We start from the raw sequence: 17862 nt of genomic DNA, 5'->3' as shown, positions 1-17862 counted from the left end.
CCACGCTAACGAATCGCGGCAGGGTCGCGTTCGACGTCCTCGAACAGCGCCGCCGCCCGCGCCGCGGTGCCCAGCGCCCGGCGTCCCGTGCTGAGCACCGCCAGGATCAGCACACCGGCGCCCAGCCCGCAGATCAGCCACCACACGCTGTCGCCCCCGATCGTCCCGGCGAGCGCGACGCCCAGCGTGGTACCGGTCTGGCGGCCGGTGGAGGCCAGCGAACCGGCGACCCCGGCCATCGACCGGGGCATTCCGGCGACCGCGGCGTTGGTGATCGGCGGGTTGACGGCGCCCAAGAAGACACCGAACAGCAGGTACGTCGCGAGCACGGCCGGCAGCGGGGTCGCCGGTCCGAGCCAGAGCTGCGCGGCCCCGCCCAATGCCAGCGCGGCGCCGGACACCACCAGTGGCAGCCGGGGGCCGCGCGTGCCTACCCATCGGCCGGCGACCGGCGAAAGCACGAGGACCAGGCCCCCGACCGGGAGCAGGCTCAGCCCGGTGGCGAGCGCCGGCATCCCGCGCACGTCCTGCAGGTACTGGGTCGTCACGAACAGGAAGGCGCCGAACCCGCACAGGGCGAACAGCGCCATCAGGATGGCCGAACTGAACGGCACGCTCCGGAACAGGCGCAGCTCCAGCAACGGGTCGGCGCGGCGCGGTTCGTACCGGGCGAGTGCGAGCACGGCGACTACCGCGACGCCGAGACAGCCGAGGATGACCGGCGAGGTCCAGCCCAGCGAACGGGATTCGATGATCGCGTAGATGAGACCGCCGAGCGCGAGGATCGTCAGCAGCTGCCCGGCCGGGTCGAACCTTCGTGCCCGGCCGGCGCGCGATTCGGGCACGAACAGCGCGGTACCCACGATCGCCAGCGCCGCGACCGGCACGTTGACCCAGAACACGGCGTGCCAGCCGAACCCGTCCACGAGCGCGCCGCCCAGGATCGGCCCCAGCGCCAGCGAAAGCCCGGACACCGAGCCGAAGACGCCGATCGCCCTGGCCCGCTCCGACGGTTCGGCGAACGTGTTGACGACGATGGCCAGCGCCACGGGGTTCAGCATCGTGCCGCCCACGGCCTGCACTGCCCGCGCCGCGATCAGCCAGCCGATGCCCGGTGCCAGCGCGCACAGCAGCGAGCCGAGCCCGAAGACGGACAGACCGGTCAGGAACACGCGACGGCGGCCGAACCGGTCCGCGGTGGACCCCGCGAGAACCAGGAAACCGGCCAGCACCAGGGTATACGCGTCGATTGTCCATTGTAGACCGGAAACCGGGGCGTGCAGATCGCGGCGGATCGCCGGCAGCGCGACGTTGACGATGGAGATGTCCATGATCACCAGGACCATGCTGGCGGCGCAGATCGCGAGCACCAGGTGGCGGCGGGCGGGCGTTGAGGCGTTCACGGGAACGACGTTAGGATTTAGAGTGTGCTCGAAGTCAAACCAGTACCCGACGCGGGCTTGAGCATCGCCGAGGCCGCGGACCGCACCGGCGTCAGCGTGCACACCCTGCGCTATTACGAGCGTGCCGGCCTGGTCGTGAGCCCGGTCGGCCGCACTTCGGGCGGGCGGCGGCGCTATCACAAGCTCGACCTCGACTGGATCACGGTCTGCACCAGGCTGCGGGCCACCGGGATGCCGATCAGGACCATCCGGCACTACGCCGAACTCGTCGCGGCGGGGCGGGGCAACGAGAAGGAACGGCTCGCCCTGATGGAGGCCCACCGCGCCGACGTGCTCGCGAAGCTCGCCGAACTCCAGGAGAATCTCGAGCTGATCGACCACAAGATCGACGTCTACCGTGGCCGCCTCGTCGCGGGTGACGCCGACCGGCTGTGGGCCCCCCGGGCCTGACGGGGTGGCTTGGTCCGCCGCTCCTTGCTGCTCGCGGTGCCCACAGCTCGTGCGCATCCGGCGCCGCCGCGCTGGCACCGACCGCCGCGCCGCGGACACCACCACCTAAAGTGTCCGGCGATGCGTAAACACCTCTGGGTCATCCCTGTGCTGTGCGCGGTCTGGCTGTTCTTCGCGTTTCGCGGGATGTTCACGGCCATGCCGACACGGCCGCAGATCGACTTGGAGGTCTACCGCTACGGCGTCCAGGCCTGGTGGGACGGCCACAGCCTCTACGGCGCGCTCCCGCCGGTCGCGAACGGCGCCGAACTGCCGTTCGTGTACCCGCCGTTCGCGGTGCTCATCCTCAGCCCGCTGGTCCTGCTGCCGTGGGACGCCGCGGTCGTCACGCTGTACGTCCTGAGCACGATCTGCCTCGCGTTGACGCTGTACCTGGTCTCGCGCGTCGCCTGGCCGCCGCTCGGGCGCAGCGGCGGCATCGTGGTGACTTCGCTCGCCCTGCCGCTGACGGTGTTCCTCGAACCGGTCAGCCAGACCTACCAGTTCGGCCAGGTCAGCCTGGTGATGATGGCGCTCGTGGCGATCGACTGCCTGGCCGGGAAGACGCTGTGGCCGCGCGGGTTCGGCATCGGACTGGCCGCCGCGCTCAAGCTCACCCCCGCCGCGTTCATCCTGTTCTTCCTGATCCGCAAGGACTACCGGTCCGCCGCACGGGCGGGCATCACGTTCGCCGTGGCCGCGGTCGTCGGGTTCGTCACCGACCTCCGCGCGTCGGTCCAGTACTGGTTTTCCGGCGGCCTGTCCGGCGGCGGGGTCAGCGGCACCGCGTTCAAGACGAACCAGACCATCGAGGCCGCGCTGGTGCGCACCGGACTGTCCGGCGTGCCGGAGAAGGCGGTGTGGATCGTCGTGATCGCGGCACTGGTCGCGCTGGTCGCACTGGCCATGCGCCGGGCCGAACCGGCGCTCGCGCTGATGGCGAACGCCGGGCTGGCCCTGCTGGTCTCGCCGACCTCGTGGTCGCACTACTACGTGTGGGTCGCGCCGGCCCTGCTGGTCGTGCTCGCCTACGGCGCGCGGCGCGCGTATGACCGGTCCTGGCTCGCGGCGGCGTGGTTCGCGTGGGCCGTGCTGACCGCGACGCTGTTCTACCTCGCCCCGTTCCACCACCTGCCGGATACGGACTTCCCCGTCGTTCACATGCACTGGAACTGGCCCCAGCAGCTGTCCGCGGCGACGTATCCCCTGGTCGGGATAGGTCTGCTGCTCGCGTTCGCGATCCCGCGCCTGCGCCGGCCCAAGCCGGAGCCGCTGCCGTCGCTGCCGGTGAAGGAACCGGCCAGGGTCAGCTGAACGCGCCGGCGTTGCGCGCGCACCAGTCCGCGAACGTCCGGGGCTTGCGGCCGAGCAGCCGCTCGACGGTGTCGGTCCGGAAGCCCTCGGTGTCGGCCCGCATGAGCCGGAACCCCTCGACGATCGCGTCGGCGAGGGCCCTGGGCGCCCCGGCGGGGAAGCGCGACCGGACGGCCTCTTCGGGAGTGGCCACCTCCCGGACCTCGAGATCGCGCCCGATCGCCGCGGCGAGGACACGGACCTGCTCGGCGACGGTGAACGTTTCCTCACCGGTGAGCACGTACGCCTCGCCGTCATGGCCGCGCTCGGTGAGGACGAGTGCGGCCACCGCCGCGATATCGGCCGGATCGATGGGCGCGAACCGGCCCGGGCCGGCCGGATCGAGGACGAAACCGCTTTCGCGGATCGTGGGCAGCCAGTCGAGGGCGTTGGTCATGAAGCCGCCGGGGCGCAGGAACGTCGCCGGGATCCCGGACGCCCGGATGAGCTCCTCGCGTTCGTGGTGCCACCGCGCCATCGCGGGCATCGGGTCGAACACGACGTGCGCCGAGGACAGGAAGACGATCTGCCGCACTCCGGCGTCCTTCGCGGCGGCGACGGCGTTGGTGGCGAACTCGAGACCGATGCCCTGCGTCAGCAGGAACAGCCGGTCCACGCCGTCGAACGCGGGCAAGAGCGTCGCGGGCTCGCCCAGGTCGCCCACGACGACGCTGCCGGGCAAGGCGGCCGCGGGATCGCGAACGAGCGAACGGAACTTCACGCCCCGCTCGTCCAGTTCGCCGACGAGCGCACGGCCGATATGCCCGGTGGCTCCTGTGACCAGTATCATCGCAACCCCTCGGGTTCATTTGCCGACTAACGTTAGCCGGTTAATGATTAGCCGTCAATCGATTGCCGGGAGGTCACCGTGACCGAGTTCCTCGACCTGCACGGCGCCACGTCGAAGGTGGTCCGCGCGCTCGCGGACGCGGACCTGCGGCGGCACGGCCTGCACCTGGGTCAGAACCACCTGCTCGCGGCGCTGTGGGAGGAGGACGGCCGCACCCCCGGCGAGATCGCCGCGGCGGTGAGCGTCACGACGCCCACCGTCGTCAAGATGGCGACCCGGATGGCCGCGGCGGGGCTGCTGACGCGCCGTCGTGACGATCGGGACAGCCGCCTAGTCCGGCTCTGGCTCACCGACGCCGGACGTGCCCTGCAGCGACCGGTCGAGGCGGACCGGCGCGCGCTGGACGAGAAGCTGACCGCGGGCCTCACCGACGCCGAGCGCACCCATCTCCTCCGCGCGCTCGCGAAGATCCACCACACCGCCACCGCCCTACTGGGCCACCCCGTCACCCCTCCCTAACCCCACTCCGCCCCAGCCCGCCCCCCGAGATCTACATTCAGGCCCGCAGCGCCCCGCGCCGCCGCTGCCAGTCCGTGACCGCGTCGCAGCCCGCGTCGATCTCGGCTCGCAGCAGCGCCGACTGATGCTCCACCAACTCCGCGCTCAACACCCTGCTTTCGCGCAACGCGGCGAGCGCCTCCCAGGGCGTGAGGCACAGCGTGCCCACTTCCTCGCCTTCCAGCGGCGGCGTCAGTCCCGCCTCGATCCCGGCCCTGCCGGCCGCGAGCAGTGCCGCCACCACGAGGTGCACCTGCGCGTCCGCGCCCGCGAACCGGAACTCCAGCCGCCTCCCGGCCCCGCGCCCCGCGATCCGCACCGCTGACGTCCGGTCGTCGGTGCCCCAGCGGATCGAGCGCGGCGAGAACGGTCCGGTGCGCAGCCGCACGTAGCTGTTCCAGGTCGGAGCCCAGATCGCCGTGAGCGCCCGCGCCTCGGCCAGTACCCCGGCCAGAAACGCCTCCGGCGCGGGCGGCGACAGTGACAGGTGCACATGACACGAATTGCCCTGACCGGTCCGCGGCGCGGCGAGATAGTTCGCGGTCACACCGTGTTCGGCTGCCGCGGCACGCACGATCAACTGCTGCAGCATGGCATCGTCGCAGGCCGCGACGGCTTCGCGGTGGCGCAGCACGATCTCGTACTGCCCGGGGTGGCACTCCCCTCGCGCGGATTCGACGCCGAGGGGAGCCAGCTTCGTTCGCAGATCCCGCAACAGCGGCCGCAAGCGCTCGGTGCCGCCGACCGCGTAGTCGACGCCGTGTCCAGTCAGCGGCTCGCCGTCCGGGTCGAGGAACGTGACCTCGTGCTCGATCCCGATCGACGGGGTGAAACCCAGCTTCCCCAAGGCATCCAGCTCGTCGGCCAGCACCTGCCGGGGTGCGACGCGGACAGGTTCACCGCTCGGCCATTCGACATCGCAGACGACCGCGTACACCCCGTTCTCGATCGGCGTCACGCTCGCGAAATCCGGCCGCATTCGTAAGTCCCCGTAACCGCCGAGATAGCGTGACAACGACGAGACAGGCTCTCGCTCGGGATCCCAGGCGAAAACGTACGTGCACAAGCCGTAATCTGCGCCTCGCACCTCGTCCTCGACGAACTCGCGTGACAGTTCGACTGCCGCGAACCGCGCGTGCGGGTCCGGCACCAGCAACAGCACGCGCGAAACGTCCGCTGGAAGCGCTTTCACCACGCACCGTCCGGATCGGGAGCATGCAACGGATTCGGCACCCGCCCCCAGCGAACGTCGAACTCGTCGTCGCGCTCGACCTTGTCGAACCCGCCGCCCGCCAGGTGTTCGCGGTTCAGCGTGACGCGCTCGACGTCCGGCGCGAACAGGCGGCACGCGTCGAAGCGGGCGGCCACATCGGGATTGTCCTTGCGGTACCCGCCGACGACGTCGCGCACCAGGGCCCAGAAGCGAGCGCGGGGGAACGCCAGATCATCGGAGATGATCTCGGCCCAGAACCGGAACTGCCCCGAAAACACCGAACTGAACAGCGACTGGGCGAGCAGGTGCGCCGGCCAGCGCAGCATTTCCGCGTCCGGATCGAGCAGGCCGTAGCATTCGAGGTCTTCGTCGAGCAGATCCACGCCCTGCGCGAAATCCTTGATCGCGACGCGCACAGGGCGACCGGTTCGATCGACGATGAGGACCAGGTTCTGGCCGTGCGGGCAGAATCCGACTCCGTAGCGCAGCAACCATTGCAGCAACGGAGTAAGCAGGAGGTCGAAAATCCGTGCACACCACCCTTCGGTGCCGAGGCCGCTGCGCTGGATGAGCCCGGTGATCACGGTTTGGCCCTGGAGATCGCGATAGGGCAGCGCGGCGAAGGAAAGCGCTTGCTCACCCTCGGCCAGCCGCTGCGTCAAGGGTTCTCGCCACAACGCGCCCAGCGTTTCGTGGAACCGGTACGGGAGTTCTTCGAGCGCGCCGAACAGCGGATGCCGCACGGACACGCTCGCCACCTCGCCGAGCAGTTCGAACCGATATTCTCCCGACAGCAAGGGATCCGCGGCATTGATCCGCTTCAGCCAGGCGGTGACCGCGGGCCCGGCAAGCGTTGCCGCCGAGTCCAGACCACGGTAGACGAGCGTGTTGCGAACCGAGACAGCCGTCTTCACGTCTCGCCGGTTTGGCGTGCTCATGTTCGCCAGCGTTCGCACCGTCTGATGTGGACTGTACTCGTCGCGGCCTTCACCGAGGTCGATCAACGCGCCCGTCGCGAGTTCCCCGGCATAGAGGGTGCCGACGATCTCGTCGGCCTGCCACGGATGCACCGGAACGAAGACATACTCCGCCGGATCCGCCTTCGCCTGGAACTCCGCCACCTGATCGGGGTCGAGCTCCTGCCGCAGCAAGGTCTGCTCGTCCAGGTCCGCGATGGACCGGTACTGGGCGTACTCGCGATGCACGCCGAACCAGCGCAGCCGGAACGGCTTGCCCGATTCGGGCGCGTACTTCTGCCTGTCCCGCATCGAGAAACCGACCCGGCCCTTGTTGACGACGATGCGCGGATGCCCGGTCAGCCGTCCATCGGCAAGGTTGTAGTCCATCATGGACAGTTCGGCGGCGCTCGGCGCGTGCGCGAGGCGCGCAGCCTCGTTCGCGACGGTCGCGGTGAGCTCCGACAGCACGTCCGCCAGCCGCAGGCCCGAAAGTCCGAGGACGGTCCGCGCATCCACGACGAGCATCCGCGGATCATCGGCGGGAACGCCTTGCCGTGTAGCCGTTCCTGTGACAACGGTCCATGAGTCGAACGCGCCCCGACGCGCCTCGAATTCGTAGGTGACGTCGCCGGGCAGGCGCAGGCGCCAGCCGCCCTCGACCGGCTCGGGTTCGAACAACCCCTCGTAGGAGAGTTCGCCGAGCATCTTGTGCACGATGAAAGAGCCGGCCTGCCGCCACGAACGCTCGTTCATGATTCCTCCAGTCCGAACCTGGTGAACGCGGTGCGGGAGGGCAGGCGGTAGACCTCGCGACCACAGACCGAGTTGATGATCGACGCCGCCCGCCAGGCCGCGAGCCCGAGGTCCGGCGCGCCCACCCCGTGCGTGTGCCGTTCGGCGTTCTGCACATAGATCGCCCCGGCCACGCCGTCGAGCCGCAGCCGGTAATCCCGCTCAACGACCGGACGCCCCTGCCCGTCGGTGACCAGCCTGTCGGCGAGCGGGCCGAGCAGCCCTTCGAGGGAGGTCTCGGTGTAGCCGGTGGCGGAAACGACGGCATCGGTGCGCCAAACGGCGCTCGTGCCCTGCTGGCGGTGATGCAGGCCGAGCGCGATGCGGCCGTTCTCGGCGCTTGCCGAGACCACCTCGACCCCGGGCGTCATGGTGACGTCGGGCCAGGTTCCGCCGATGCTCTTCCGGTACAGATCTTCGTGGATCTCCGCGATCGTGCCACTGTCGATCCCCTTGTACAGCTGCCATTGCGCGGGAATCAGACTGTCGCGTATGGACTCATCGAGGCCGTGAAAGAACGATGTGTAGTCCGGCGTGAACTGTTCCAGCCCAAGCTTCGAGTACTCCATCGGGGTGAACGAGGACGTACGCGCGACCCACCGCAGCCCGCTTGGGTGGTCGCGGTGCCGCAGCAGATCGAGAAAGACCTCCGCACCCGACTGCCCCGAGCCGACGACCGTCACGCTCGGCACGGTGAGCAGCCGTTCCCGCTCGGCAAGGTAGTCCGCGGAGTGCACGACCGGGAGCTCCGGATCGGATATCAAGGGGCGCAAGGGTTTTGGCACCCAGGGCGACGTGCCAATGCCGAGCACGACGTTGCGGGCGACGACCGGTGCGCCTTCGCTCGTGGACAGGCAGAAAGCGCTTTCTCGCCACTCGATCCCGGTGATCTCGACCCCGAAATGGCAACCTGGCAGTCGTTCGGCGACCCAGCGGCAGTAGTCGTCGTACTCGGTGCGTTCGAGATGGAACTTTTCGGCGAAGTAGAACGGAAAGAGCCGGCCATGCTCCCGGAGATAGTTCAAAAAGGACAATCGACTGGTGGGGTCGGCGAGGGTGACGAGATCGGCGAGGAAGGGCACCTGGATCGTCGCGCCCTCGATGAGCAGGCCGGAATGCCAGCGGAACTCCTTGCGACGCTCGAACATTGCGACGTTCAGCTCCGCCACTGGTTCGGCGAGCGCGGCGAGCGACAGGTTGAACGGGCCGATCCCGGCTCCCGCGAGATCCAGCCTCATGACGCGACCGCACCTTCGGGTGCCTGTGCGCGGGCGGCGACCGCGTCCAGCAAGCCCAGGTAGTCTGCCGCGCTGGCGTGCGGGTGCAGCAGCGTCAGCTTGAGCCACACCTCACCTGGGGCCATCGTCGCGCGCCCGACGATCGCCGTGCCGGTCTCCAGGAGCGCACGCCGGACTCGCGCAACGTCGCCGAACCGCGGCCGGAAGAGCACAGTGGACAGTGTGGGCTCACCCCACAGCTCCAAGGCCGGGTGCCGCCGGACGGCGTCAGCGACCTCACGCGCGGTGGCGCAGCAGCGTTCCACCAGTTCGCCCACGCCGTCGATGCCCAGGGCCCGCATGGTCACCGCCATCCGGAATGCGTCGGGGCGGCGCGAAGTGCGGATCGAACGGCCGAGCAGGTCCGGCAGTCCCGCTTCGGTGTCGTCATCCGCGTTGAGATACTCGGCGCGGACGGTAAGCGCTTTCAGGTCCGCGGCTTCCCTGACAGCGAACAGACCGGCGGCGACGGACTGCCAGCCGAACTTGTGCATGTCGAGCGCGATCGTGTCGGCCTGGTCGATCCCGTCGAGCAGCGGGCGCAGTGTTTCGCTGCACAAGGCCAAACCGCCGTACGCTGCGTCCACATGCAACCGTGCACCGTGTCGGCGACAGATCCGCGCGAGCTCGCGGAGTGGATCGATTTCGCCGGCGTTGGTGGTACCGGCGGTCGCGACCACCACCGCCGGTCCGGTTTCGCGCAGTACCGCGTCGAGGGACGCCGGGATCATGCGCTCGCCATCGCACTCGACGAGCAACGGCGTGCGCAGTCCGAGCACCCACGCCGCACGGGCAACGCTGTGATGGGCGTTGCGACCGCAGACCGGTTGGCGTTGATGCTCGCGGGCCAGCAGGAGGGCGAGCAGGTTCGACTCGGTGCCGCCGGTGGTGACGACGGCGTCGGGCTCGGACGCGCCGGGGTAGCACTGGCGGGCGATCGCGGCGAGGAAGGCGCGTTCCAGTTCGCTCGCGACCGGGGCCTGGTCCCAGGAATCCATCGACGGGTTGAGGGCGCCGGCCGCCACGTCCGCCGCGACCCCGACGGCCAGCGGCGGGCAGTGCAGGTGGGCGGCACACCACGGATCGGCGGGGTCGACCGAGCCGGCGGCCAGCAGTGCGGTCAGCTCTGAAAGCGCTTTCTCGGCGCCGACGCCGCGCGCCGGGACGAGGGGTTCGAGTGCGGCCACGCTTGCCGCGACCGGGGCGGGGCCACCGGCCGGTCCCGGCGCCGCGCGCTCGGCGGTGCCCGCGGCCAACCCTTGTAGCACCAACGGAATCAGCTCCGCGAGCCGCTCGTGCCCCTGCCGCCCACCGGCCAGCGCCGTCGAGTCGCCCATTGATCACTCCCTTAGGTAAGCCTACGCTAAGCAACCATACGGATACCGCGGCTCCGCTCGCACCACCTCCGGCGCACTTTCCCACAAAAGTGCCGTCGTGAACGGCTCCGATCGAGTGGCGTGCGCCCGCCGTGTTGGTCCGCCACGCGGGCGTGTTGGCCCGCGACGGCAGTGAGCTGGCCCGCTGCGACGGGGCCGGGCAAGAACCAACACACCCGCACACGCAGCCAACACCGACCGAGCGGCCAACACGCCGACCCGAGCGGCCAACACACCCGCACACGCGGCCAACACGCCGACCCGAGCGGCCAACACGCCGGCGCGGGCAGCCAACACGCCGGCGCGGAGCGGCGGGCTACCGGGGGGCGAGGGACGTGGCGTGGTCCAGGGGGTCGCCGCCGGTGGGGAGGACCGAGATCACCGGGGTGGTCAGCCCGTTCTCCACATAGGACTCCAGGCGTTCGCGGCATTCGGCCGGGCTGCCGTGCACGATCAGCTCGTCCACCACCTCGTCGGGGATCGCGGCGTTCGCGCCCTTGCGGTCGCCTGCCGCCCACAGCTCGTTCATCTCGGCCAGGGCGTCGCCCCGGCCGAGCCACTCGTGGAAGGCCGCGTACACCGGCACGGTCAGATAGCTGCTGATCAGCATCCGCCCGAGCGCCCGCGCCGCGTCCACATCCTCGGTCGGCGCCACGAAGATCCGCGCCACCAGCTCCACGTCCGGCCCGATCTCGCCGCGCACCTTCGGTACATCCGACGGGGCGAGCCAGTTCGTGATCGCGCCGTCCGCCTCCTTCGCGGCCAGCCTCAGCATCCCCGGCCGCAGCGCCGCGAGCATGATCGACGGCGGTACCGGCGGCACGCGCTCCAGCTTGAAGCGGTTCACGGAGAACGTCGAATACTCCTGCGTGACCTTCTCCCCCGCCAGCGCCGAGCGCAGAAACCGCAGCGTGTCCCGGTTCCGGCGGTACGGCTCGGTGAACTCCGCCGCGTTCCAGTTCGATACGATCACCGGCGACGAAGCCCCGATCCCCAGGACGAACCGTTCCGGCGCGAGCTCTGCGAGCGTCGCCGCACTCATCGCGAGCAGGCCCGGACCGCGGGTGTAAACCGGCACGATCGCCGTGCCCAGCCGCAGTTGCGGCGCCCACTGCGACGCGAGTACCAGCGGCGAGAACGCGTCCGTGCCGGCCGTTTCCGCGGTCCACGCGTCGGTGTAACCGAGATCGGGCAGCCGCTCGATCAGCTCCCGGTGCGCCGTCAGCGGTACCTCGCCCAGCGGGATCGTGATACCCCACCGCTTCACGCGTCCAACTCCTTCCGCAACCACTCCGCCTGCATCCTCATGAGGTTCTCCGCGAGATCCTCATCCTGCGGGGTCATATGCGTCGTCCCGACCAGCGGCAGGAACGTATGCGCCCGCCCGGCCGCGAGCAGCGCCGACGACAGCCGCAGCGAATGCGCGACGAACACGTTGTCGTCCGCGAGGCCGTGCACGATCAGCAGCGACCGCTCCAGGTTCGCCGCGTCGGCGAGCAGCGAATTCCGCTCGTAGGCCGCCGGATCGTCCTGCGGTGTGCCCAGATAGCGCTCGGTGTAGTGGGTGTCGTACAGCGTCCAATCGGTGACCGGAGCGCCCGCGACCGCCGCCCGGATCACGTCCGGCCGCCGCAGCACAGCCAGCGCGGACAGGTACCCGCCGTAGGACCAGCCGCGGATCGCCACCCGCGACAGGTCGAGCTCGGGATGTTCGGCGGCGACCGCGTGCAGCGCGTCCACCTGGTCGGTCAAGGTGACACTCGCCAGTTCGCGCGAGACCTCCCGCTCCCACGCGGGCCCACGCCCCGGCGTGCCGCGGCCGTCGGTGACGAGCACCGCGAAACCCTGGTCGGCGAACCACTGCGAGGTCAGGAACGAGTTGCGGCTCTGGATCACTCGCTGGGCATGTGGCCCGCCGTAGGGGTCGAGCAAGACCGGCAGGCTCGTGCCCGGTTCGTACCCGCTCGGCAGCAGCAACGCCGCCCGCAGCCCACGCTCGCCGACGGTGAGCCAGATCGGCCGCGGTTCGATCCCCGGATCCTCGGGATACGACCGGATTTCCAGCACCGAGCCGTCACGCAGCACCGAGACCTTCGGCCCGCTGTGCGCCAGGCTCCACGACGACAGCACCGCCACCTCCGCCGTGCCGGCACCGACATGAACACCGTCCGAAGCAGACAGACGCGTGACCCCACCGGGGCCGGTGCGGTAGACGTGGATCTGTGTCGGATCCGCGCCGGAGGCGCTGAAAAGGACCTCGTCACCGACGTCGAGCACCGAGCGCACCTGCAACTCCGGCCCCGTCACCGGCACCCCGTCGATGAGCAACCGGTAGCTCCCATCCGCGGCGCTGACACGCACGAGACGCCCGTCGCTCGTCCACGCGGGTGCGCCGGGCACCAGCTCGACCCACCGCGGATCGGTTTCGCTGTGCAGCAGTTTCGTGGCGCCGGTGGCCGGATCCACCGAGTGGATCTCGAACGTCCGCTGGTCACGGCTCTGCACGGCGAGCACCGGCGGCCCGCCGGCCGACCAGTGCACCGCGGCCAGGTACTCCCAGTCGCCGCTCTCCACGTCCACGCGCGCGCCGTCGAGACCGAGGATTGCCAGCGACACTCCGACGTTCTGCTCGCCGGCGGCCGGGTACGCGACCGTGTTGACAGAGTCGCCGGGGTTCGCCGGGTCCGCGATGGTCCAGCGCGGGACACCCGCCCGGTCGCTGCGCTCGACGAGCAGGCTCGTGCCGTCCGGCGACCACCAGAAACCGCGGGTGCGCCCCATCTCCTCGCCCGCGATGAACTCCGCGAGCCCCCACGCGATGTCCTCGCCCTCTTCGTCGACCAGCGGCCGGTCCTGCCCGGTCGCCAGTTCGATCACGCGCAGCCGCCGGTCACGGACGTAGGCGACATGCGTGCCGGCCGGGTTGGGTCGCGGGTCGACGACGGAGCCCTCGACCAGTTCGGCGACCTCCTTGGTGGCGAGATCGACCGTGTAGAGCTTGCCGGACAAGGAAAAAGCCGCGATACGCAGCTCGGCGTCGGTCGCGTAGCCGACCACGCCGCCCGCGCGCTCCCGGGTCCGTTCACGGCGCGCCCGCTCCTCGGGCGGCAGGTTCTCTTCGCCGGGCAGCAACTCGACGGCGTCGACGATCTTCGTCTCGGTGCCGGAGCTCAGATCCAGTTCCCACAGGCTGTTGCGGCGGTCCACCCCCGACTCCGATCGCAGGAACAGCAGCCGGGAGCCGTCGGGCGCCACCCGGAACTCGCGGGGCGTGCCGAGGGTGAAGCGCTGTGTGCGGGCCTGCTTACGGAGGAAGGAGAGCTCGTCGGTCACGTCCGCACTCTGTCAGACCGCCCGGTATGTTGGCGAGCCAACCCGTACGCAACGATCGACTGTCCAGAGCAGGAAGTACGCAACGAAGCCGTCCTGATCAGTGCGGTCTCCGGCCCTAATCTGTGGATATGACGACCACCGCAGAGTTCATCGCGCTCGACGAACGCTGGAGCACGCACAACTACCACCCGCTGCCGGTGGTCATCGCCGAGGGTGAGGGTGCCTGGGTCACCGACATCGAGGGCAGGCGTTACCTGGACTTCCTGTCGGCGTACTCGGCACTGAACTTCGGGCACCGCCATCCGGCGCTGGTCGAGGCGGCGATCCGGCAGCTGGACCGGGTGACGCTGACCTCGCGCGCGTTCCACCACGACCAGCTGGGCTTGTTCTGCGCGGAGCTGACCCGGCTCACCGGGACCGAGATGGTGCTGCCGATGAACTCGGGCGCGGAGGCCGTCGAGTCGGCGTTGAAGGTCGCGCGCAAGTGGGCGTACGAGGTGAAGGGCATCCCGGACGGCACGGCCGAGATCATCGTCGCCGGATCCAACTTCCACGGCCGCACCACGACGATCATCTCGTTCTCGACCGATGAGACCGCGCGTACGCACTTCGGGCCGTTCACCCCGGGGTTCGTCGTGGTGAAGTACGGGGACGCGGTCGCGCTGCGCGACGCGATCACCGACCGGACGGCGGCGGTCCTGCTGGAACCGGTACAGGGCGAGGCCGGGGTGATCGTACCGCCGGACGGCTACCTCGCGGAAGCGCGGCGGCTGTGCGACGAGCACGGCGTGCTGCTGATCGCCGACGAGATCCAGTCGGGGCTGGCGCGCACCGGCACGCTGCTGGCGCTCGACCACGAGCACGTTCGCGCCGACCTGTACACCCTGGGTAAGGCGCTGGGCGGCGGGATCGTGCCGCTGTCGGCGGTGGTCGGGCGGCGAGACGTGCTGGGTGTGCTGAAGCCGGGCGAGCACGGGTCGACCTTCGGCGGCAACCCGCTGGCGTGCGCGGTCGGGCGCGCGGTGATCGAGTTGCTGGCGACGGGCGAGTTCCAGCAGCGCTCGACCAGGCTGGGCGCGCACCTGCACACGCGGTTGGCGGAGCTGATCGGGCACGGGCTGGCCGAGGTCCGCGGCCGCGGCCTGTGGGCGGGCGTCGACATCACGCCCGGCGGCCTCTCGGGCCGGGAGGCGTCAGAGGCGCTCGCCGGGAAAGGCGTGCTGTGCAAGGAAACGCACGGCAATACCCTGCGTATCGCGCCGCCGCTGGTGATCAGTGAGGAGGATCTGGACCGCGGGATCGATGCCATCGCGGAGGTGGTCAAGCGCTGAGCGCGGGACTCGCGGGCGGCGAGGGTCACTCGCGGGCCGCGGAAGCCCAACTCACCCGCGGCGAATTCCGACTCACCCGCAGCGAAAGCCGGACTCACCGGCGGTGGAAGCCGGACCCGCGGGGGTGGGTGGTGTGGGGGACGGGGCTGGGGTACGGCTTAGGGTCGGGGGTGTGAGGGCGGGGATCGCGGCGGGTGGGGTGCTGGTCACCGTCGTGCTGGGGGTGTGGGCGCCCGGCTTCCTCCGGCGCGGGCTTGGCCACGGGAGCCCCGAAGTCCTGCTGCTGCCGACCGAGCCGTACGTGCTCATCCCGGTCATCGCGCTCGCCACCGCGTTCTGCCTGGTCAAGCGCCGCCGGGCGGGGGCCGTGCTCTGCGCCGCCGGGACGGTCGTGCCCGTCGTGCTCAACTCCTGGGTGCTCAAGCCGCTGTTCGATCACCACCTCAGCGGCTACCTCGCCTACCCCAGCGGCCACACCGTGAGCCTCGTCGCAACCCTCACCGTGCTGGTCCTCCTGGCGCGGCACCAAATCGTGGCGATCGCGGCCGCGGCGGCGATCACCACGGCCGCGGGCATCGGGCTCGTCGAGGCCGGCTACCACTACCCCGTCGACGTCGTCGGCGGCGCGTGCTTCGCGGTCGCCGCCGTGCTCACGCTGTCGCTGGCGACGACGCGTCTCGCGCGAGCGCCGTCAGCCGGCTCACCGCCCGCAGATACTTCTTCCGGTAGCCCCCCTGCAGCATCTCCTCGGTGAACACCGCCGAAAGCGGCTGGCCCGACGAGAGCACGGGAATCGCCCGGTCGTAGAGCCGGTCCGCGAAGGCCACCAGCCGCAGCGCGACGTTCTGATCGGGCGCCGCGTGCACCCCGCGCAGATGCACCAGCGGCACCCCGTCCACCAGCCGGCCGTACTTCGACGGATGCAGGCTCGCGAGATGCGAGCACAGGGCATCGAAGTCGTCCAGCGAGGAGCCCTCGCGCGACGCGGCCGACGCGAGAAGATCCGAGTCAGCCATCGGCTGAGGCGGCTCGGGCAGCCCGCGGTGCCGGTAGTCCGGGCCGTCCACGCGCGTCACCGAGAACCGCGCGGACAGCGACTGGATCTCTCGCAGGAAGTCGTCCGCGGCGAACCGGCCTTCGCCGAGTTTGTCCGGCAACGTGTTCGAGGTCGCCGCGACATACACCCCGGCGTCGGTCAGCTCCCGCAGCAGCCGGTTGACCAGCATCGTGTCGCCCGGGTCGTCGAGCTCGAACTCGTCGATCGCGAGCAACCGGTGCGCCGAAAGCCGCCGCACCGCCTCGGTGAACCCGAGCGCGCCGACCAGGTGCGTCAGCTCGACGAACGTGCCGTACGCCTTGGGCGACGGCGCCTCGTGCCAGGTCGAGGCGAGCAGGTGCGTCTTGCCGACGCCGAACCCGCCGTCGAGATACAGCCCCGGCTTCCCGGCGGGCTCGCCAGTGCCGAACAGGCGGAACCGCGACTTCTTCGCCGGCGCCGAAATCCGCGCCGCGAACGCCGAGCAGGACCCGACCGCCTGCGCCTGCGAGAGCTCGTCCGGATCGGGCACGTACGTGTCGAACCGGACGGCGTCGAACCGCGGCGGCGGGACGAGCGAGGAGATCAGCTCGTCCGGCCCGATCTCCGGGCGGCGGTCGGTCAGGTGCATGAAGCCGAGGTTATCCGGGACGGCTCAGTACGATCCGCGGCATGCGCATGCTGTGGCCGACCCCACTCGACGACGTCACCGACGACGACCTCGCGCGGATCTACGGCTTCCCCGAGGATCTCGACCGCCCGTGGGTGCAGGTCAACTTCGTGTGCTCGGCCGACGGCGCCGCCACCCTCGAAGGGCTCTCCGACGGCCTGTCCAATCCGGCGGACAAGCGCATCTTCCTGCTCGGCCGCGACCTCGCCGACGTCGTGCTCGTCGGCGCCGGCACCGCGCGTGCGGAGAACTACCGCGGCGCGCGCACCAACCCGGAACGACAGGCACGACGAAAGGCGCTCGGGCTCGCGCCCCTGCCGCCGATCGCGGTGGTCAGCGGCAGCGCCCGCATCGACCCGGCCTCGCCCCTGCTCACCGACACCCGGGTGCCGCCGATCGTCATCACCACCGAAAGCGCCCCCGAGGAGCGGCGCGCCGTGCTCGCCGAAGCCGGAGCCGACCTTCTCGTCGCCGGCGAGGAGAAGGTCGATCTGACCGCCGCGCTCAAGGAACTGGCCGCCCGCGGTCTGCGCCGGATCGACTGCGAGGGCGGGCCGCACCTGTTCGGCGAGCTCATCGCCGAGGATCTGGTGGACCAGCTGTGCCTGACGGTCGCCCCGGTGCTCACCGGGCCGGGTGCCGGCCGGATCGCCGAAGGCCGCACCGGTCAGGCGCGGCGCCTCCAGCTCGCGTCGATCCTGCTCGAGAACGGCTTCACCATGTTCCGCTACCGCAAGCACGAATAGTCTTGGGATATGCCCGCCATCCGGTCCGCGCGCCTGGATCTGGTGGAGCTGACCGGAGAGCACCTGCGGCTCATCGCGGAAGGCGAACTCGACGCGTTGTCGTCGCGGCTTGGTGCCGCGGTGAGCCCGGAATGGGCGGACATCATCCCGGCGGCGGAGAACCTGAAGTCGCTGCGCGACGAGCCGTCCCCCCAGCCGTGGCTTTCACGCGGGATCCTGCTGCGCGAGGCCGGGGCGATGGTCGGCGAAGTCGGCTTCCACAACCCGCCGGACGAGCTCGCCGTGGTCGAACTCGGGTATGAGGTGCTGGCCGGTTTCCGCAGGCGGGGCATCGCCACCGAAGCGATCCGGGCGCTCACCGACTGGGCGTACTCGACCGGCGAAGCCTCGACCGTGTACGCGACGATCGCGCACCACAACGCCGCGTCGATCGGGCTGGTCCAGGCGCTCGGCTTCTCGTTCGGAGACGACTACCACGACCCGGTGGACGGGCACGTCGTCTTCTACGAACGCACGCTCCCACTGCCGCGCTGAGG

At 70.3% G+C, this 17862-nt stretch carries 16 protein-coding genes; 7 read left to right on the top strand and 9 right to left on the bottom strand.

The features are described from left to right. Positions 1-5: 5 nt before the first annotated feature. Positions 6-1403 carry an MFS transporter gene (locus FG385_RS08350; protein WP_139096045.1) on the bottom strand — a complete coding sequence of 466 codons (1398 nt, stop codon included), beginning with the start codon at positions 1401-1403 and terminating at the stop codon, positions 6-8. A 24-nt stretch (positions 1404-1427) separates the two neighbouring features. Between FG385_RS08350 and FG385_RS08345 the strand changes: the two genes are divergently transcribed. Then, the gene (locus tag FG385_RS08345) at positions 1428-1853 is read left to right on the top strand and encodes a MerR family transcriptional regulator (protein WP_139096044.1); all 426 of its coding nucleotides are present in this window, start codon (positions 1428-1430) and stop codon (positions 1851-1853) included. 120 nt (positions 1854-1973) lie between these two features. Continuing rightward, positions 1974-3206 carry a glycosyltransferase family 87 protein gene (locus tag FG385_RS08340; RefSeq protein WP_139096043.1) on the top strand — a complete coding sequence of 411 codons (1233 nt, stop codon included), beginning with the start codon at positions 1974-1976 and terminating at the stop codon, positions 3204-3206. Here FG385_RS08340 and FG385_RS08335 read toward each other — a convergent pair. Next, a complete protein-coding gene (locus FG385_RS08335; RefSeq protein ID WP_139096042.1) occupies positions 3199-4035 on the bottom strand; it encodes an SDR family oxidoreductase in 837 nt (278 codons plus the stop codon). The two genes, FG385_RS08340 and FG385_RS08335, sit on opposite strands and share 8 nt — an antisense overlap. Positions 4036-4113: 78 nt before the next feature. On the opposite strand from FG385_RS08335, the gene FG385_RS08330 reads away from it, so the two are divergent. Beyond that, positions 4114-4554: a MarR family winged helix-turn-helix transcriptional regulator gene (locus FG385_RS08330; protein WP_139096041.1), complete on the top strand. Its 441-nt coding sequence runs from the start codon at positions 4114-4116 to the stop codon at positions 4552-4554. Between the two features lie 37 nt (positions 4555-4591). On the opposite strand, the gene FG385_RS08325 is transcribed toward FG385_RS08330, so the two are convergent. The 6 genes from FG385_RS08325 to FG385_RS08300 all read right to left on the bottom strand — a co-directional run bounded on the left by FG385_RS08325 (position 4592) and on the right by FG385_RS08300 (position 13543). Next, complete coding sequence (locus FG385_RS08325) at positions 4592-5785, bottom strand: glutamine synthetase (protein WP_235022447.1); 1194 nt, start codon at positions 5783-5785, stop codon at positions 4592-4594. Beyond that, a complete protein-coding gene (locus tag FG385_RS08320) occupies positions 5782-7518 on the bottom strand; it encodes an IucA/IucC family protein (RefSeq protein WP_139096040.1) in 1737 nt (578 codons plus the stop codon). The genes FG385_RS08325 and FG385_RS08320 overlap by 4 nt, the downstream gene beginning before the upstream one ends. Further along, complete coding sequence (locus FG385_RS08315; RefSeq protein WP_139096039.1) at positions 7515-8795, bottom strand: lysine N(6)-hydroxylase/L-ornithine N(5)-oxygenase family protein; 1281 nt, start codon at positions 8793-8795, stop codon at positions 7515-7517. Before FG385_RS08315 ends, FG385_RS08320 begins: the two co-directional genes overlap by 4 nt. Next, positions 8792-10171: a pyridoxal phosphate-dependent decarboxylase family protein gene (locus FG385_RS08310; protein ID WP_139096038.1), complete on the bottom strand. Its 1380-nt coding sequence runs from the start codon at positions 10169-10171 to the stop codon at positions 8792-8794. Before FG385_RS08310 ends, FG385_RS08315 begins: the two co-directional genes overlap by 4 nt. A gap of 355 nt (positions 10172-10526) precedes the next feature. Beyond that, on the bottom strand, positions 10527-11477 hold the full coding sequence (locus FG385_RS08305; protein WP_139096037.1) for an LLM class F420-dependent oxidoreductase: 951 nt from the start codon (positions 11475-11477) through the stop codon (positions 10527-10529). Next, complete coding sequence (locus tag FG385_RS08300) at positions 11474-13543, bottom strand: S9 family peptidase (protein WP_139096036.1); 2070 nt, start codon at positions 13541-13543, stop codon at positions 11474-11476. The genes FG385_RS08305 and FG385_RS08300 overlap by 4 nt, the downstream gene beginning before the upstream one ends. A 128-nt stretch (positions 13544-13671) precedes the next feature. On the opposite strand from FG385_RS08300, the gene rocD reads away from it, so the two are divergent. Both rocD and FG385_RS08290 read left to right on the top strand, forming a co-directional pair. Next, positions 13672-14874 (top strand): ornithine--oxo-acid transaminase, encoded by a 1203-nt coding sequence (gene rocD, locus FG385_RS08295; protein WP_139096035.1) that lies wholly within the window; start codon positions 13672-13674, stop codon positions 14872-14874. A gap of 172 nt (positions 14875-15046) precedes the next feature. Next, complete coding sequence (locus tag FG385_RS08290) at positions 15047-15628, top strand: phosphatase PAP2 family protein (RefSeq protein ID WP_160148745.1); 582 nt, start codon at positions 15047-15049, stop codon at positions 15626-15628. Here FG385_RS08290 and zapE read toward each other — a convergent pair. After that, positions 15525-16541 carry a cell division protein ZapE gene (gene zapE, locus FG385_RS08285; protein WP_139096033.1) on the bottom strand — a complete coding sequence of 339 codons (1017 nt, stop codon included), beginning with the start codon at positions 16539-16541 and terminating at the stop codon, positions 15525-15527. The two genes, FG385_RS08290 and zapE, sit on opposite strands and share 104 nt — an antisense overlap. 41 nt (positions 16542-16582) lie before the next feature. Between zapE and FG385_RS08280 the strand changes: the two genes are divergently transcribed. Continuing rightward, positions 16583-17326, top strand: a complete 744-nt coding sequence (locus FG385_RS08280) for a pyrimidine reductase family protein (protein WP_139096032.1) — start codon at positions 16583-16585, stop codon at positions 17324-17326. Positions 17327-17335: 9 nt separating this feature from the next. Then, positions 17336-17860, top strand: a complete 525-nt coding sequence (locus FG385_RS08275) for a GNAT family N-acetyltransferase (RefSeq protein WP_139096031.1) — start codon at positions 17336-17338, stop codon at positions 17858-17860. The last annotated feature ends 2 nt before the right edge of the window (positions 17861-17862 follow it).

This window comes from Amycolatopsis alkalitolerans (assembly GCF_006152065.1).
Lineage (GTDB): Bacteria > Actinomycetota > Actinomycetes > Mycobacteriales > Pseudonocardiaceae > Amycolatopsis_E > Amycolatopsis_E alkalitolerans.
This window is presented reverse-complemented; position numbering and strand designations above follow the sequence as displayed.

Bases quoted from the DNA above. Each gene is read 5' to 3' on its own strand.
- FG385_RS08340 (WP_139096043.1), top strand. From the start codon at position 1,974: ATGCGTAAACACCTCTGGGTCATCCCTGTGCTGTGCGCGGTCTGGCTG.
- FG385_RS08335 (WP_139096042.1), bottom strand. From the start codon at position 4,035: ATGATACTGGTCACAGGAGCCACCGGGCATATCGGCCGTGCGCTCGTC.
- FG385_RS08320 (WP_139096040.1), bottom strand. From the start codon at position 7,518: ATGAACGAGCGTTCGTGGCGGCAGGCCGGCTCTTTCATCGTGCACAAG.
- FG385_RS08315 (WP_139096039.1), bottom strand. From the start codon at position 8,795: ATGAGGCTGGATCTCGCGGGAGCCGGGATCGGCCCGTTCAACCTGTCG.
- FG385_RS08310 (WP_139096038.1), bottom strand. From the start codon at position 10,171: ATGGGCGACTCGACGGCGCTGGCCGGTGGGCGGCAGGGGCACGAGCGG.
- rocD (WP_139096035.1), top strand. From the start codon at position 13,672: ATGACGACCACCGCAGAGTTCATCGCGCTCGACGAACGCTGGAGCACG.
- zapE (WP_139096033.1), bottom strand. From the start codon at position 16,541: ATGCACCTGACCGACCGCCGCCCGGAGATCGGGCCGGACGAGCTGATC.
- FG385_RS08280 (WP_139096032.1), top strand. From the start codon at position 16,583: ATGCGCATGCTGTGGCCGACCCCACTCGACGACGTCACCGACGACGAC.
- FG385_RS08275 (WP_139096031.1), top strand. From the start codon at position 17,336: ATGCCCGCCATCCGGTCCGCGCGCCTGGATCTGGTGGAGCTGACCGGA.